12 protein-coding genes are annotated in these 13,742 nt (G+C 65.7%); 4 read left to right on the top strand and 8 right to left on the bottom strand.

Annotation, left to right across the window (positions count from 1 at the left end):
- Positions 1-92: 92 nt before the first annotated feature.
- A complete protein-coding gene (locus CXY91_RS26620; RefSeq protein WP_248307655.1) occupies positions 93-2,648 on the bottom strand; it encodes a strawberry notch-like NTP hydrolase domain-containing protein in 2,556 nt (851 codons plus the stop codon).
- Positions 2,649-2,879: 231 nt separating this feature from the next.
- On the opposite strand from CXY91_RS26620, the gene CXY91_RS26615 reads away from it, so the two are divergent.
- A complete protein-coding gene (locus CXY91_RS26615) occupies positions 2,880-3,239 on the top strand; it encodes a hypothetical protein (RefSeq protein ID WP_099503661.1) in 360 nt (119 codons plus the stop codon).
- A gap of 31 nt (positions 3,240-3,270) precedes the next feature.
- Here the strand turns inward: CXY91_RS26615 and CXY91_RS26610 are convergent, their stop codons facing one another.
- The 5 genes from CXY91_RS26610 to CXY91_RS26590 all read right to left on the bottom strand — a co-directional run bounded on the left by CXY91_RS26610 (position 3,271) and on the right by CXY91_RS26590 (position 7,757).
- Positions 3,271-3,495, bottom strand: a complete 225-nt coding sequence (locus CXY91_RS26610) for a DUF6117 family protein (protein ID WP_099503659.1) — start codon at positions 3,493-3,495, stop codon at positions 3,271-3,273.
- Positions 3,492-3,905, bottom strand: coding sequence for a hypothetical protein (locus CXY91_RS26605; protein ID WP_099503657.1), 414 nt, complete (start codon positions 3,903-3,905; stop codon positions 3,492-3,494). Before CXY91_RS26605 ends, CXY91_RS26610 begins: the two co-directional genes overlap by 4 nt.
- Before the next feature lie 68 nt (positions 3,906-3,973).
- Positions 3,974-4,192, bottom strand: a complete 219-nt coding sequence (locus CXY91_RS26600) for a hypothetical protein (RefSeq protein WP_099503655.1) — start codon at positions 4,190-4,192, stop codon at positions 3,974-3,976.
- Positions 4,193-4,251: 59 nt separating this feature from the next.
- Positions 4,252-6,390: a ParB/RepB/Spo0J family partition protein gene (locus CXY91_RS26595; RefSeq protein ID WP_100964849.1), complete on the bottom strand. Its 2,139-nt coding sequence runs from the start codon at positions 6,388-6,390 to the stop codon at positions 4,252-4,254.
- A gap of 173 nt (positions 6,391-6,563) precedes the next feature.
- Positions 6,564-7,757, bottom strand: a complete 1,194-nt coding sequence (locus CXY91_RS26590) for a DUF932 domain-containing protein (RefSeq protein ID WP_099503651.1) — start codon at positions 7,755-7,757, stop codon at positions 6,564-6,566.
- A gap of 522 nt (positions 7,758-8,279) precedes the next feature.
- Here CXY91_RS26590 and CXY91_RS26585 point away from each other — a divergent pair.
- Both CXY91_RS26585 and CXY91_RS26580 read left to right on the top strand, forming a co-directional pair.
- On the top strand, positions 8,280-9,290 hold the full coding sequence (locus CXY91_RS26585; RefSeq protein WP_099503649.1) for an AAA family ATPase: 1,011 nt from the start codon (positions 8,280-8,282) through the stop codon (positions 9,288-9,290).
- Between the two features lie 52 nt (positions 9,291-9,342).
- Positions 9,343-11,895: a S8 family peptidase gene (locus CXY91_RS26580; RefSeq protein WP_099503647.1), complete on the top strand. Its 2,553-nt coding sequence runs from the start codon at positions 9,343-9,345 to the stop codon at positions 11,893-11,895.
- A gap of 107 nt (positions 11,896-12,002) precedes the next feature.
- Here the strand turns inward: CXY91_RS26580 and CXY91_RS26575 are convergent, their stop codons facing one another.
- Both CXY91_RS26575 and CXY91_RS26570 read right to left on the bottom strand, forming a co-directional pair.
- Positions 12,003-12,488, bottom strand: coding sequence for a GNAT family N-acetyltransferase (locus CXY91_RS26575; RefSeq protein ID WP_246842051.1), 486 nt, complete (start codon positions 12,486-12,488; stop codon positions 12,003-12,005).
- Positions 12,489-12,494: 6 nt separating this feature from the next.
- Positions 12,495-12,812, bottom strand: coding sequence for a type II toxin-antitoxin system TacA family antitoxin (locus tag CXY91_RS26570; protein WP_099503642.1), 318 nt, complete (start codon positions 12,810-12,812; stop codon positions 12,495-12,497).
- Positions 12,813-12,936: 124 nt separating this feature from the next.
- Between CXY91_RS26570 and CXY91_RS26565 the strand changes: the two genes are divergently transcribed.
- Positions 12,937-13,707: a restriction endonuclease subunit S gene (locus CXY91_RS26565; RefSeq protein WP_100964847.1), complete on the top strand. Its 771-nt coding sequence runs from the start codon at positions 12,937-12,939 to the stop codon at positions 13,705-13,707.
- Positions 13,708-13,742: the final 35 nt, after the last annotated feature.

The following is a 13,742-nucleotide window of genomic DNA, read 5'->3' as shown; positions in this document are numbered from 1 at the left end:
ATCATGGAAAACCGAAGGAAACCTGCGTCTCTCGCCGCCACGCTCGACATAAACTGCGACTGCAAAGAATATGTCTAATGTGGAGCTCCACATTAGACATATTCGCGCGGCGTGATGTCGACGCGGACGTCATTCCACTCCTCGGTGGGGATCTCGGCCAGCCGCCGCTCCATCAGGGCTTCGCCGGTCGAGACGATCTGAATGACGGCGGAATGGCCGGCCGCCAGGTCCTGCTCGATCGAGCGGACCAGCGTCGGCGTCTTCATACTGGTCAGCAGATGACCGAAGAAACGCTGCTTGGCGCTCTCGAAGGCTGAGCGCGCGGCGGATTTCGCTTGCCGGTTCAGCGTGCCGGTATCGCCGGTGATATTGGCGGCGCGCATCGCCGCGTCGAGATGATTATGGATGATGGCGAAGGCGCCGGCATAGGCATCGTAGATGCGGGTCTGTTCGGGTGTGAGCTGGTGCTCGACCAGCTCATATTCGACGCCGTCATAAGAGAGCGAACGGGACGTATAGAGGCCGAGCGCCCGAAGGTCGCGGGCCAGCACCTCCATCGCCGCGACGCCGCCATTCTCGACGGCTTCCACGAATTCCGCGCGGTTGGCGAAGGGGAAATCGTCGCCGCCCCACAGGCCGAGCCGTTGGGCATAGGCGAGATTGTGGACGGTGGTCGCGCCGGTCGCCGAGACATAGACCACGCGGGCGTTCGGCAGCGCGTGCTGGAGCCGGAGCCCCGCACGGCCTTGCTGCGACGGGGCGACATCGCCCCGTTCTCCCTTGCCGCCCCCGGCGTTCTGCATCGCGTGGGACTCGTCGAAAATGATCACTCCGTCGAAATCGGAGCCCAACCATTCGACGATCTGCTTGACCCGTGAAAGCTTCTCGCCGCGGTCGTCGGACCGTAGCGTGGCATAGGTGGTGAATAGGACGCCTTCGGGCAGCCGGATCGACGTACCCTGAGGGAAGCGCGACAGCGGCGTGACCAGCAAGCGTTCCATGCCGAGCGCCGACCAGTCGCGCTGGGCGTCTTCGAGCAGCTTGTCGGACTTGGAGATCCAGACTGCCTTGCGGCGGTCCTGGAGCCAGTTATCGAGGATGATGCCGGCAGACTGGCGGCCCTTGCCGGCGCCGGTCCCATCGCCGAGCATGAAGCCACGGCGGAAGCGGACCGCGTTCGGGGCATCGTCCGGCGCGGCGGTGACGAGATCGCCGGTCTCGTCCACGGTCCAGGCCCCGGCGAGATATTCGCCATGCGTCTCGCCGGCATAGATGATCGTCTCGAGCTGGGCGTCGGATAGGATGCCGTCGGCGACGATCGGCGCCGGCAGCGTCGGTCGGTAGCTCGGCTTTGGCGGCGCGACCGAGGCCATGGCGGCGGACTGCACCAGCTTGGTCGGATGCGGCTGTGCGCCGGCGATGCGGATCGACTGGAGCGCATAGGCCTCATAGATCGACTCCGACAGGCGGCCGGTCTCCGGCGGCGTCCAGTCGATGGTCTCATAGTCGAGCGGCACGCCTTCGAGCTGGGCGATACGGCGGGCGGGCTGGGCCGTCGCCGCGCGGGCGAGATAGCCTCGCACCGTGCGCGGCGTTGCGGCCGGTGTCGCGGCGGGACGCATGATCGAGACCGGCAGGCGTGCCGGAAGCTGCGCGTCGATCCAGCCGAGCAAGGTCGCGACATCGGGTGCGATCCCGGCCGAATCCGGGAAATGCTCGGGGTCCTCGGCCGGCGCTTTGTCGATGACGGTCAGGCGGGTCTCGATGGTCGTGCCGTGCTTGGCATAGACCGAGCCGGCGATCGCGGCGGTGAACACGACGCGGCCGCGTCCCTGCAGGCGCACGAAGGCGTCCCGCCAGGCCGGAAGCTCGGGCGAGAAGTTCGCGCCCGTGATGGCGACGAGGCGTCCGCCGTCGGCCAGCCGGGCCAGCGCCGAGGCGATGTGCCGATAGGCGGCGTCCGCGACCCGCCCGGTGACGTTCGCCATCACCGAGAATGGCGGGTTCATGATGACGACGCTCGGCACAGCGGCCGGATCGAGATGGTCGTCGATCTGGGCGGCGTCGAAGCGCGTGACGGGCATGGCCGGAAAGAGAGAGGTGAGAAGATCGGCGCGGGTCTCGGCCAGCTCGTTGAGGATGAGCGATGCGCCTGCGGTCTCGGCGAGGACGGCGAGCAGTCCGGTCCCGGCGGACGGGTCCAGCACGCGATCTGCCGGGGCCAATGTTGCCGCCGTCAGCGCGGCAAGGCCGAGCGGGATCGGCGTCGAGAATTGCTGGAAGGCCTGCGCCTCCTCGGATCGGCGCGTGTGCGTCGGTAACAGTCCGACGATCTTCACAAGCGCGGAGAGTCGTGAAGCCGGCGATGCGGCTTTACGGAAAAGCGGCTTTCCGTATTTGCGTAGGAACAGGACGGTCGCGACCTCGCAGGCGTCATAGGCGGCTTTCCAGTCCCACGCGCCGGCTGCGTCGGACGCGCCGAAGGCATCCTCCATGGCGCTGCGCAGCATGGCGGCATCAACGGTGCGGCCCTGTTCGAGGTGGGAGAGGATGCGTTCGGCGGCGGCGAGGATAGAGGCGGCCGGCGGCGTGTGGGGGACAAGCGGGAGCGAAGCCGCGTGAGCGGCTGGAAGCGGATCATGAAGCATGAGAGGAACCTCGGAGAGCGGAACAGGAGCGAGCCGGCCCGGCGCTCTCTCTCGACCGGACGGGCTCAAACCCGTCCCGGCCACCCTCTCACTCTGGCGCGGCCGGAACCCGGCCTGTCGCACCGGCTTCCGGCGGTGCGGATGGGACGCTAAGTTCTCGTAGGAAAACAAGCCGCTGTGCCTCGCACCATTCGCGCGTGCCGCGCCGGCTGAGTGAGCATCGGAGGCGAGATGAAGGGCAGTGCGATTGGCATTCTCGGCGCGGCCTGTCTGGCTGTCGGCTTCGGTGCGGGTTTCGTGCTCAGGCCGGTGATCTCGCCGGTCACTGCATCTCCGGCCGTCGCCGCCGGCGTCGCAGAGCCGAGCGAGGGCGAAGCGACCGCGGCCGTGCGGCGCCATCGCCTGTTCACGGGCACGTCGCTGGCGAACGCGACGCTGAAGCTCGGCGATTGCTCGCCGGGTGGGGTCGGTCCGGGCGTGACCTGCATGACGCAGATCGTGCTCGATCCGACCAGGCCGAACGCGAGCCCGCAAAACCGGCCAATCGGATTTGCCCGCGTCAACGGGCAGTGGGAAGTTGCGGTCTGGTAGCGGCGAGCGAGGACATTGGGCGCGCGCTCGCCTATGTCGACGCGTCCGGCGGGCTGTAGATTTCGAAGGGATTGCCATCGGCGAGATGGCCGAACGGTGTGAAGACGAACTCGCCGTCATCGCGGCCGACGGCGCAGATCACGTAGCGCGGTTCGCCGGTTGCTACGTCGGTGCATTCCATCAGCGCCAGGTCGCCACTGTTCGCGGCGCGCAGGAGCGTCTGGAAGTTGGCGCGGGCATGGTCGGGGATGCTCATCGCGCGCCTCCCCTGGCAAGCCGGTCGGCGAGCCAGCGGCCGGTGCTCGTCCATGCGATCGTCTCGCCGGTGGCAAGATCGAGCACATGGGTGCCGCCCGAGAAACCATCGACCACGGGATCGGAGGCGATGCCGGCCCATTGAAATCCCCAACGGCCGGTCAGCGCGAGGGCCTCGGCGCAGCGCGTCACGAAGGTGATCGCAAGCTGCGGATCTGCGGTGCCGGGATCGCGCAGCCAGAGCCGCGACGCACCGTGATCGGGTGTCACAGATAGATGAAACGGCTCGGCCGGCGGGTCTTCGCGGTCGTTCTCGGCCATCAAGGCGGCGTAGATGTCGAAGGCCCGGGCGACGTTGGCGGAGGTGCCGACATCGAGCAGGCAGGAATAGCGGGTGGAGAAATCGGTCATGGCGGGCTCCGGAAACGAAAAGAGCCCGGCGCTCGGGCCGGGCTCGGAGTGGGTTCGGGGTGGCGCGGCTAGTAGCCGAACTGCCAGGATGGCCAGGCCTGGCCGTCGTCGGCGGCGCGGATGGCGTCGGCGAGATAGGCGGGATCGCCTTCGACGACGACGGGGGCGCGCACCGGGGTTTCGTCGATGATCGTCACGCGGCCGACGATGCCGTCCTCGACCTCGACATGTACGGGAACGAGGTACTGGAAGACGACGCGGCGTGGCGACGGGTTGGATCGCGACATGGCGATGCTCCTTCAATCGGGGAAAGGACCGGAGCGGCCGAAGCCGCTCCGGGTGCTCGTCATTCGGCTGCGACAAGGTGCGCTTCGTCGTCGGTGGCCTCCGCCGTGACAACCTCGTCGTCGCCGGCGAGGAACGCGGGCAGCGCCGCATCGTCGTCCTCGCCGCCAGCCTCGACTTCCGGCGTGGGCGCCTCGGCATCGTCGATCAGGCGCAGCGGCTCGGGCAGCCAGCCGGTCTCGGCGAGCAGCCTCTCGGCCTCCTTGGCCATGTCGCCCTTCTTTAGGTGGTCGATGAGCTGCGCGGCCTGCTCGCCGATGCCCTCGCGAACCGCCTGCAGGATGCGGGGCTTGGTGACACGGTTGAGGTAGTTGCCGAAGGTCGGGCGCCAGCCGGCCTCCACCAGATCGAGCCCCGTCGCTTTGGTCAGGCGGTCGGCCTGGGCGAGCCGCATGTCGAGCGTGTGCTGCGACACGCCGCCGGCGCTGTGCGGGTTCGGCCGCTCATAGAGCGCGTTGACGCCGTAGCTGACGCAATGCGCCAGCAGCGCCATCCGGCTGGCGTCGTCCAGGCCCGCGAGCCAATCCCACAGTGCATCGTCGTCCTTCGGGATGTCGCCGGCCCAGGCGGCGTGACGGTCCTGCACCGCGCGGGCGGACGGGCTGTCCTTCAGCCCATCGTCCTGCGCCGGGAAGAAGACGTGCTTCACCCCGGCCTCCATGGCGCCCGTATACATGCGGGTCATGAAGGTGTCCGACACCAGCTTGTGGAGCAGCGCGGTCATGGCGACGTGCGGGTTCTCCGCGACGGCGTTGCGCAGCGCGAGGGTGCGATAGGCCGTCAGCTCGATGACCAGGCGCTCGGGGAGCGGCTTGATCGCGTCGTCTTCGTCGTCCTCCGCCTCGACGGGCTGGCCGCCGATCGTGATGACGGCGCGCTGCAAGGCCGGCACACCGGGTTCGCCCGGCTGATGCTCGGTGTCGTCCCCATCGGCCTCGATGCCGGGCTCGGGAGCCTCGTCCTCGGCCCGGACATAGCCGCGATCGATGGCGATGCTGCCGTCATGGGCGATGCTGATGAAAGCGCCCGCGCGGGCGATGTCGACGGCCTCGAAGCGGACCGGACGGGTTTCGAAGGCCGACAGCGCCGTCTCGATCTCCCCAAGCCGCAGGTCGACCTCGTCGGGCAGCTCGTCGGCGTCTTCATATTCCGCCTCGAGCTTCTGATATTCGGCGTTGAGCGCCTCGATCGTCGCCTGTTCTTCCGCCGTCAAGTCGAGCGGCTCGCCCTGCAGCTCGCGCAGGCCGCGCGTGGCGTCGTAGGGGAAGCTGACTGCGACCTCGATCCACTTCCAGCCCTCGGCGGCGATCGTCTCAGCCGTCGCCTTCAGCTTCTCGGCGACCAGCCGATCGAGCAGCGCCGCATCCTGCAGCCAGCCGCCGTCATCGGACTGGAACAGGTCTCGCATGACGATGCCGCCGGCCGCCTCGTAGGCGTCGACACCGACGAAGACGGCGCGCTTGTCGGAGGCGCGCACCGTGGTCTCGGTGAGCATGCGACGGATCTGATAGGGCTCCTTCGACCAGGCGTCCTTGATCGCCTCCCAGACCTGCTCCTGGCGGGCATGGTCGTCGGTGACGGTGAAGGCCATGAGCTGGTCGAGCGTCATGCCGTCCTCGGCATAGACGTCGAGCAGGACGGGCGATGCGGCCGCGAGGCGCAGGCGCTGCTTGACCACCTGGACCGGGACGAAGAGCGCTGCGGCGATCTCCTCCTCGGTCTTGCCCTTCACCCGCATATCCTGGAAGGCGCGGAACTGGTCCAGCGGATGAAGCGGCGCGCGATCGATATTCTCGACCAGCGACACTTCCTCGGACAGGACCTCGTCGTCGCGCTTGCGCACGACGCACGGCACGGGGGCGATCTTGGCGAGGCGCTTCTGCTTGACCAGCAGCTCCAGCGCACGGAAGCGGCGGCCGCCGGCCGGGACCTCGAACATGCCGGTCTCCTGACCTTCGGCGTCGACCACGGGCACGACGCTGAGGCTCTGGATCAGGCCGCGACGCGCGATCGAGGCCGCCAGGTCCTCGATCGAGATGCCGGCCTTCACACGCCGGACGTTGGACTGGCTGAGCACCAGCTTGTTGAAGGGGATGTCGCGTGAGGACGACAGGATGATCTTCTGAACTGCAGTAGCCATCGGGGATTACTCCGCGACGGGCGCCGAGAGACTCTCTCTCAGCCCTAAACCCGTCACGAAGCGAAGCGCCGCCCTCTTCCTCTAAAGGGGGCAGCGCCACGGACCGGGAAACCAGAAAGGCACGGAAGCGCAGAGCCGGAGACACGCAAACCGCATCCCCGGCCTTGCGGAGATCAGGCCGCCCGATCGAGCAGCTTCTTAGCCTTGGCCTCCATGTCGAGACGGGCGTCCTGATGCGCCTTGTCGCGGGCAACGGCGGTGATGCCCTGCACGAAATCGAAGATCGACTCGGGCGGCCGGCCTTCCTCGGCCAGCACGGTGTCGATGATCTTGCTGGTCTCGGCCTTCGAAAAGCCGCGGCGGCGCAGGAAGTCGGTACGGTCCTCATCGGTGCGTGCCACGATTCTCTCGCGGGCTGCCTTTATGCCGTTTACGAAAGGCAGGGCTGAGGAGTTGGCGAAGTTCGCCAGCGCCGGCGCCGCCTCATGGGCGAAGCGGTTGGCGGCATATTTGGAGTGGCGGATGGTGATTTCCTCGAAATCCTCCACGCCCCATAAATTGCGATTCTGGCAGACCGCCCGCAGATAGAAGCTCGCCATGCCGAGCGTCTTGGCGCCCACCTCGGAGTTCCAGCAGTAGAAGCCGCGGAAATAGAGATCCGGCGAGCCGTCCGCCAGCCGTCCGGCCTCGATCGGGTTCAGGTCGTCGACGAGGAACAGGAAGACATCCCGATCGGAGGCATAGAGCGTCGTGGTGTCTTTGGTGATGTCGACGCGCGGATTGTAGATGCCGGTCGACCAGTCCAGCACGCCTGGCACCTTCCAGCGTGTGTCGCCCGTGCCGTTGCCGGCGATGCGCTGCACCGCCTCGACCAGCTCGTGGTCGAAGATGCGGCCATAGTCCGGGCCGGTGACGGCGCGCAGTTCGACACGGCCGTTATCGGTTTCGAGCGTCTTGATCTGCTCGGCCCGATTGGACGTCAGGCCATATTGCAGGTTGATGGCGGCGAGCGGCGCCGGGAGTTGGCGCAGATAGGCGGCCGGCGCGCCGACCAGGCCGGCCAGTTGGCCGAAGCTCCAATGGGTCGGGGCGATAGGCGTATCCGTGCCGGGAAGGATCAACGCCAGGCGTTCCGGGTCGCGGCGGTTCGCCTCCACATGGATGAGTGCGCTTTCCACGACACGCGTCCGGCTGCGGTCGGCCCGGTCGCGAACGGAATGCGCCAGCTCGGACAGAGATAGATAGCGCTCATCCGCTGGCCGGGAGAACCATTCGGACGAGACGCGGCCGATCTGCTCGCCACGGCTGACATCGACCTTGTAACCGCCACGCGCATCACTGCGCGCATCGAGGACCTGTATGTTCATGGGACCAATCTCCACGACGGGCACCGGAAGCTCTCTCCCAGCTCTCAACCCGTCACGGAAAACCGGTCCGCACTCTCACTCTCAGGGGGCGTTGCGGGGTCTCCCCGCAGAAGGGGTCGACCGAGACAAAGGCTCGGCCGCCGGGGAATGCTTTCCCCTCAAGGTCATCTCTGGAAGCCTCGACGGCCCACAACTAGGACATCGGCCGCGCGATCAGCTCCCGCAGGGGCCGCAAGCACCCCGTTGAATCCCCAGGATGGGTTCGATATAAAGTTCCTGTTTTGTTCCTGCGTTGATTGAGGGAAGCACAGCCGGTCGAGATGTCGCCCACACTGGTCTGGCCGGCTGGGCGGCTGAGCTTCGCATCCCACGGGTCGAAAGAATGGTTAGGAAACTCTGTGGTAGAGAGGAAACGGTGGCGCTTTTGGCCTGATTCCGATAGCGTTGGCGAAGCAAGCGAGAGCCAAAAGCATCTGAGCAGGCAACAGTATAGCGAGGCCCAACCAAAGAAAGGAGGCGAGCATGTCGACTAAGCAAATTCTCGCACTCCTGAACTCGCATATCGACGGGGATGAGGACCAGCTCCTGTCGATCGCCTTGCAGATCGCCGCTCAGGAAGCTCGCCAGGGCCGTGCGGATGACGCTGAGAAGCTGAAACGGCTTGTCCAGAAGGCACGTGATCAGCGAGGGACCGGCAAACCTGCCGGCGGACAGACCCCGATCCCGCTCGCCCGGCCGCGCGGCGAATTGCAGGGCCTCGTCGAGAGCGCCTATCCCAAGGTTGCGCTCTCGAGCATGGTGCTCTCCGATGAAATTGCCAAGCGGCTGGGCCGTGTCGTCCGCCAGCAGCAGGAGCGTGCGACCCTGCGTGAGCACGGACAGACCCCCGCCACGCACATGCTCCTTGTTGGCCCGCCCGGAACGGGCAAGACGATGACGGCCTCGGCCTTGGCCGGCGAACTGCGGCTGCCGCTGTTCACGGTCCGGCTCGAATCGCTGTTCAGCCGGTTTTTCGGCGAGACCGCCGGCAAGCTGCGCTTGCTCTTCGACCAGATTGCGCAGACCCGCGGCGTCTATCTACTTGATGAGTTCGACGCGATCGGCTCTCGCCGAGGCCACCCGAACGATGTCGGCGAAATACGACGGGTTCTGAATTCGGTGCTGGCCTTCATGGAGGAGCCAAATTCAACCGACAGTCTCGTGCTGGCCGCGACCAATCATGTCGAGATCCTGGACGAAGCTCTGGCGCGTCGTTTCGACGAAGTGGTCGAATATACATTGCCAGACGCGACGTCAGCGCGGGCCATCGTTGAACGTCGGCTTGGCAAGTTCAAGTTCGCGTCGACGGTATGGCCCGGCATTGAAAGCGTGCTCGAAGGCCTGAGCCAGGGCGAGTTGGTCCGCGCGGCCGATGCCGTCGTCAAGGACGCCATCCTGGAAGGCGCCTCGAAGGTATCGCCCGATGCCTTGCGTGACGCGCTCCAAAATCGACAGACTTTGAAGGGCAAGTTCCGTCGCCAACCCGGCCGTTAGGCAGGCTCCGCCGAACGGATCGAACGGAACGCGAATGAAGAAGTAGGAGCCTATGGCAGAGCCCGATAATTTCGACACGAGAGACCGCGCGCATATCTCGATCGACGTCTTTCGTGAGACCGCGGCCTATACCTTTCCCTCACGCAATCAGGAACGCAAACCCCTCCGGGGAGACTATACGGCGCATGCGACGCAGCTCCTCGACCAGCTCGCAGCGGCGCTGGGGACGGTTCCGGCTGCCGCTGCCGACCCGCGCCTGCCCATACAGGGGCTGAAATCCGGTACTGTCGTGGAGGTCACGACGCTGCCGCCAGCGGAAGACTCCCGGATCAAGGCCGTGAAGGTGCCCGCGGCGCTGGAGTTTCCTACACAGGACGTTGTGATCTTGCGATCGGAGCGCAACGAGGACCGCACCGAAAGCGCCTTGGTGTTCGTGCCGGATGATGCCCGCGCCTTCCTGCGCAATCGCATCGCTGACTATGGACGCGATCCCGGCAATCAGAGACGCCCCGATGCCGAGCGGTTCGAGGTGATCGAGGAAGTCAGGGCTGCAGAAGCCGTATCGCTGTTCACCGGCGAGGTGGATCTGGCTGCGCCCGACATCCTATGGTGGGAGCTCTGGGTTCGCCAGCCGGTCGCACTAGCGGATCGCCTGGTGGCGGCGGCCCGCAATGCGAACATCGATGTGCACGGCGATCGCCTGATCTTTCCCGACACGACGGTTGTCTTCATTCACGCGGTTGCTGCGGCGGTGGCAGCGTTCGCGGCGCGCGTGCCAGGCGCCATCACCGAAATTCGCCGCGCGACGGGAACGATCGAGCCTTTCCTCGACCGTGGGGAGACCGGTCTTGGACAGCATGACTGGGTGGAAGAGCTGGCGCAGCGCGTGAGCCCGCCGTCTCCTGACGCTCCCGTGGTCTGTACGCTCGACACTGGCGTGATGGCGGCTCATCCGTTGATTGCGCCCGGCCTGCGCGGCGCTTGGGCTTACGATCCCGCCTGGGGTGCGGACGATCACCAGCCGCATGGCGGTCACGGCACGCCGCTTGCGGGGCTCGTACTCTACGGCGACCTGGAACCGTTGATGAACGATGAGCGTCCTGTCGAACTCACCCATGGCGCCGAATCCATGAAGCTGCTGCCGCCCGGCGGGTTTCCGCCAACAAAGCCGCCCAGCTACGGTGTGGTGACCCAGGGCGCCGTCAGTTCGGTCGAGATCGAGCGCCCGGATGTGGTGCGGAGCTTTTGCATCGCCACGTCCGCCACCGATTTCCCTCCAAGCCGGCCATCGACTTGGAGCGGTGCGATCGACCAGATCGCGGCGGGGGCCATGCCAGGCGAGGCTGATGACACCGTCCCGGCCGCGGAACGACCGAAGAGGCTGATCGTCGTCGCCACCGGGAACGTCTCTGGTGGCATGGCGGTGGACGTCCTTCCTTCGCAGCCTCTGGAAGACCCGTCACAGAGCTGGAACGCCCTGACCATCGGCGGCTTCACGCGCAAGGAGCAGCCGCCGGCGCCGCCGCCGGTGTTGCAGGCCGCCGTTCCGGCCAATCACCGCAGCCCGTTCAGTCGTGGCTCACAGTCGCTGCCCGACGACCTGACGCCGATTAAGCCGGAAGTCTTGTTCGAGGCCGGCAATATGATGTCGGACGCGACCGGCTTCTGCGGCTGGGACCCGGCCGTCTCTCTCCTGTCGGCCGGCTCCGATGTGACGGCTGAACCGCTTGTCCCGTTCTGGGCGACGAGCGCTGCCGCCGGCATGGCCGGAAACTTCATCGGCCGCCTGCAGGCGGCTCGGCCGGACCTGTGGGCGGAGACGCACCGCGCACTGACCGTGGATTCGGCCCGATGGCCCGAACCGATCCGGAGAAAGTTCATCGGCACCGGTGCCCACTGGAAGACCGGGAAGGCGGCCACCAAGGGCAAGAAGCAGGAGATGCTTCGCGAGTTCGGTTACGGCGTACCGGACATCGAGCGAGCGATCCTGTCGGCGCGCAATGACGCCACGCTCGTCGCCCAGGCCGAGATTCAGCCCTTCGCGATCGGTGCGGACGGCCGGACCGGCGTGTTCAATGAGATGCACTTCTACGATCTGCCTTGGCCGAAAGCAGCGCTGGAGAAGCTCGAAAACGAGATTGTCACGATGAAGGTGACCTTGTCGTATTTCATCGAGCCGAACTTGGCGGGCAAGGCGGCGACCCGACCGGACACCTATCGTTCTTTCGGGCTGCGGTTTGACATGAAGAAGCGCACCGAGACGGCAGCGCGCTTCCGTAGCCGGATTTCAGCGAGCCAGGCCAAGGACGGCACCGAAGCCGATGGCGAGGCCAGTTGCTGGCTTCTAGGGCCAAAAGCTATCCAGGCGGGGTCGCTGCATTGCGATCTGTGGCGCGGCAGGGCGATCGAACTGGCAGGTCACGACGCCATCGCGGTCTATCCGGTCGGGGGATGGTGGAAGTCGCACGTCGGCCAGAAGCGGGTGGCTGATAAGGCGCGGTACGCTCTGGTCATTTCCATCTCTGCGCCCGGCCAAGATGTCGATCTCTACAGTGAGATCAGCACGCTTGTTGAGAACAAAGAGATAGAAGTGCTACTCGGTTAGCGTACCGATTAAGAGGGCGGGACAAAGCCGCAGTGGGCGGGTTGGGCGGGCATGGACGCTCTCGTACCGGTGTTCAAGGGGCACTTCACTCTTGAAGGCCTACGGCGTTACGCGAACAGGCGAGCGACCTCGGCCATCGGGAGGAAAAGACGGCGGCCGGCGTTATCCAAGGGAAGGAAGTCGTAGGCGCGGTAGAAAGCTCCTGCGGCTTCGTCCTTCGCGTCGACCAGGATGGCGAATGTGGTGATTTCGCTGCGCAGCGCTCGTGCGAAGGCGTCCAAAAGCATGTGCTCGCCCAGTCGGCGTCCGCGATGGCGCCGATCGACGGCGAGTCGCCCGAGCAACGTCGCCGGTACGACGGGGTAGCGCGGCAAGCGCTTCGTCAGCGTTGCCGGAAGGTTGGACAGAGCGATCGATGTTCTGGCAAGTGTCGAGAACGCGAGAGGCGTGAGATCACCCTCTACGAGGACGAAACAGGAGGCGACGCGTCGGCGAACGTCCTGACTGGCTTGGGTGCGGAAATATCGGTCTAGCGCGTCCACGCCGGACTCGAACCCGGCGCGATCGTGAGTGTCGTCGAGTGTCTGGATCAACAAGGGCTAGCGAGCATTCGGCTCATGCGCCGCGACCGACGCCATATAGCGCCGAGCGGCCGCGGAAAGTCGCGAGCCGGGCTCTCGGGGGTTCAGGAGAGCCTCGGCGAAAGCGCGGCTTTCATCAACCGCTAGCTTGACCGACTGCAGGTCCTCAAGGGTGCGCACGGCGGCCTCATGCACGCTCGAGATGACAAAATCCGTGAGCGTTCGGCCCTGCAACTCGGCAGCACGGAGGAAAAGTTCCTTCTGATCAGAGGACACACGCGCCTCCAATCGCTCGCTGCGGGCCGCGACCCGCCTTTTCGCCGCCGTATGTTTCATGGGCCATTGCCTTAATGATCGCCTGAAGGCTATTGTACGGCTTACAGCCGGACGCATCAAGGGGGTGAAGGCGAGCCTTTGGGCGGTTCAGCTTCTTGGTGCGCGGTAATAGGCGCACAAGACCATGAGCACGAACGACGATCAGACACCTTCTCGACCCGACCTTCCGGCCGGCTGGGCGGTGGTCCGCGTCGACCAGGCCGGCGCCGTTCGACTCGGCCGTCAACGGTCCCCGGATCAAGCCATGGGCGAACACCTGACCAAATATATTCGAGCCGCGAATATCACCCCTGCGGGTATCAATCTTGATGACCTGCTGGAGATGAATTTCACCCCGGCCGAGCAGCAGGTGTTCGGTCTTGAGGTGGGGGATGTCCTGCTGACCGAAGCCTCGGGGAGCGCTAGCCAAGTCGGCCGATCAGCGATCTGGCGCGGTGAGGTGCAGCCCTGCTGCTATCAGAACACGGTCATCCGTTTTCGCCCCCATCTAACCACGCCCGAGTATGCGTTGATCGTATTCCGACAAATGGCCGTATCCGGCGCCTTCGCTCAAGCCGCTCGAGGTGTCGGCATTCAGCATCTCGGCGCTTCGCGATTCGCAGAACTAGACTTTCCATTGCCACCGTTGAAGGAACAGGCGCGGATCGTTGCCATAGCTGACCAACGCTTGACCGAAATCCGCGAGGCCGAGACGCGACTCCAGTCCGCATTGCGGCTTCTGGATGAGCAGCTCCGAGAGGTGCTCGCTGCGGCCGTTGCCGGTGAGCTGGTCGCGCAGCGGGATGAAGAGCTATCCGAGCGCAGCCGCACGCCGGCGAGCGCGGCGCGCGCTGAACCAGATCTATTCGGTCAAAGCGAACGGGCGCCTAACCTAGGGCTCGGACCCATAAAGTAGTTGGCTTTGGCGGCTCGGCGTGATTCACGGCTTCC

Origin of the sequence: Allobosea sp. FBZP-16, assembly GCF_002831785.1 — a bacterium.
Taxonomy (GTDB): Bacteria; Pseudomonadota; Alphaproteobacteria; order Rhizobiales; family Beijerinckiaceae; genus Allobosea; species Allobosea lupini.
The sequence above is the reverse complement of the archived record's forward strand: the minus strand, read 5'-3'. Positions and strand labels throughout refer to the sequence as shown.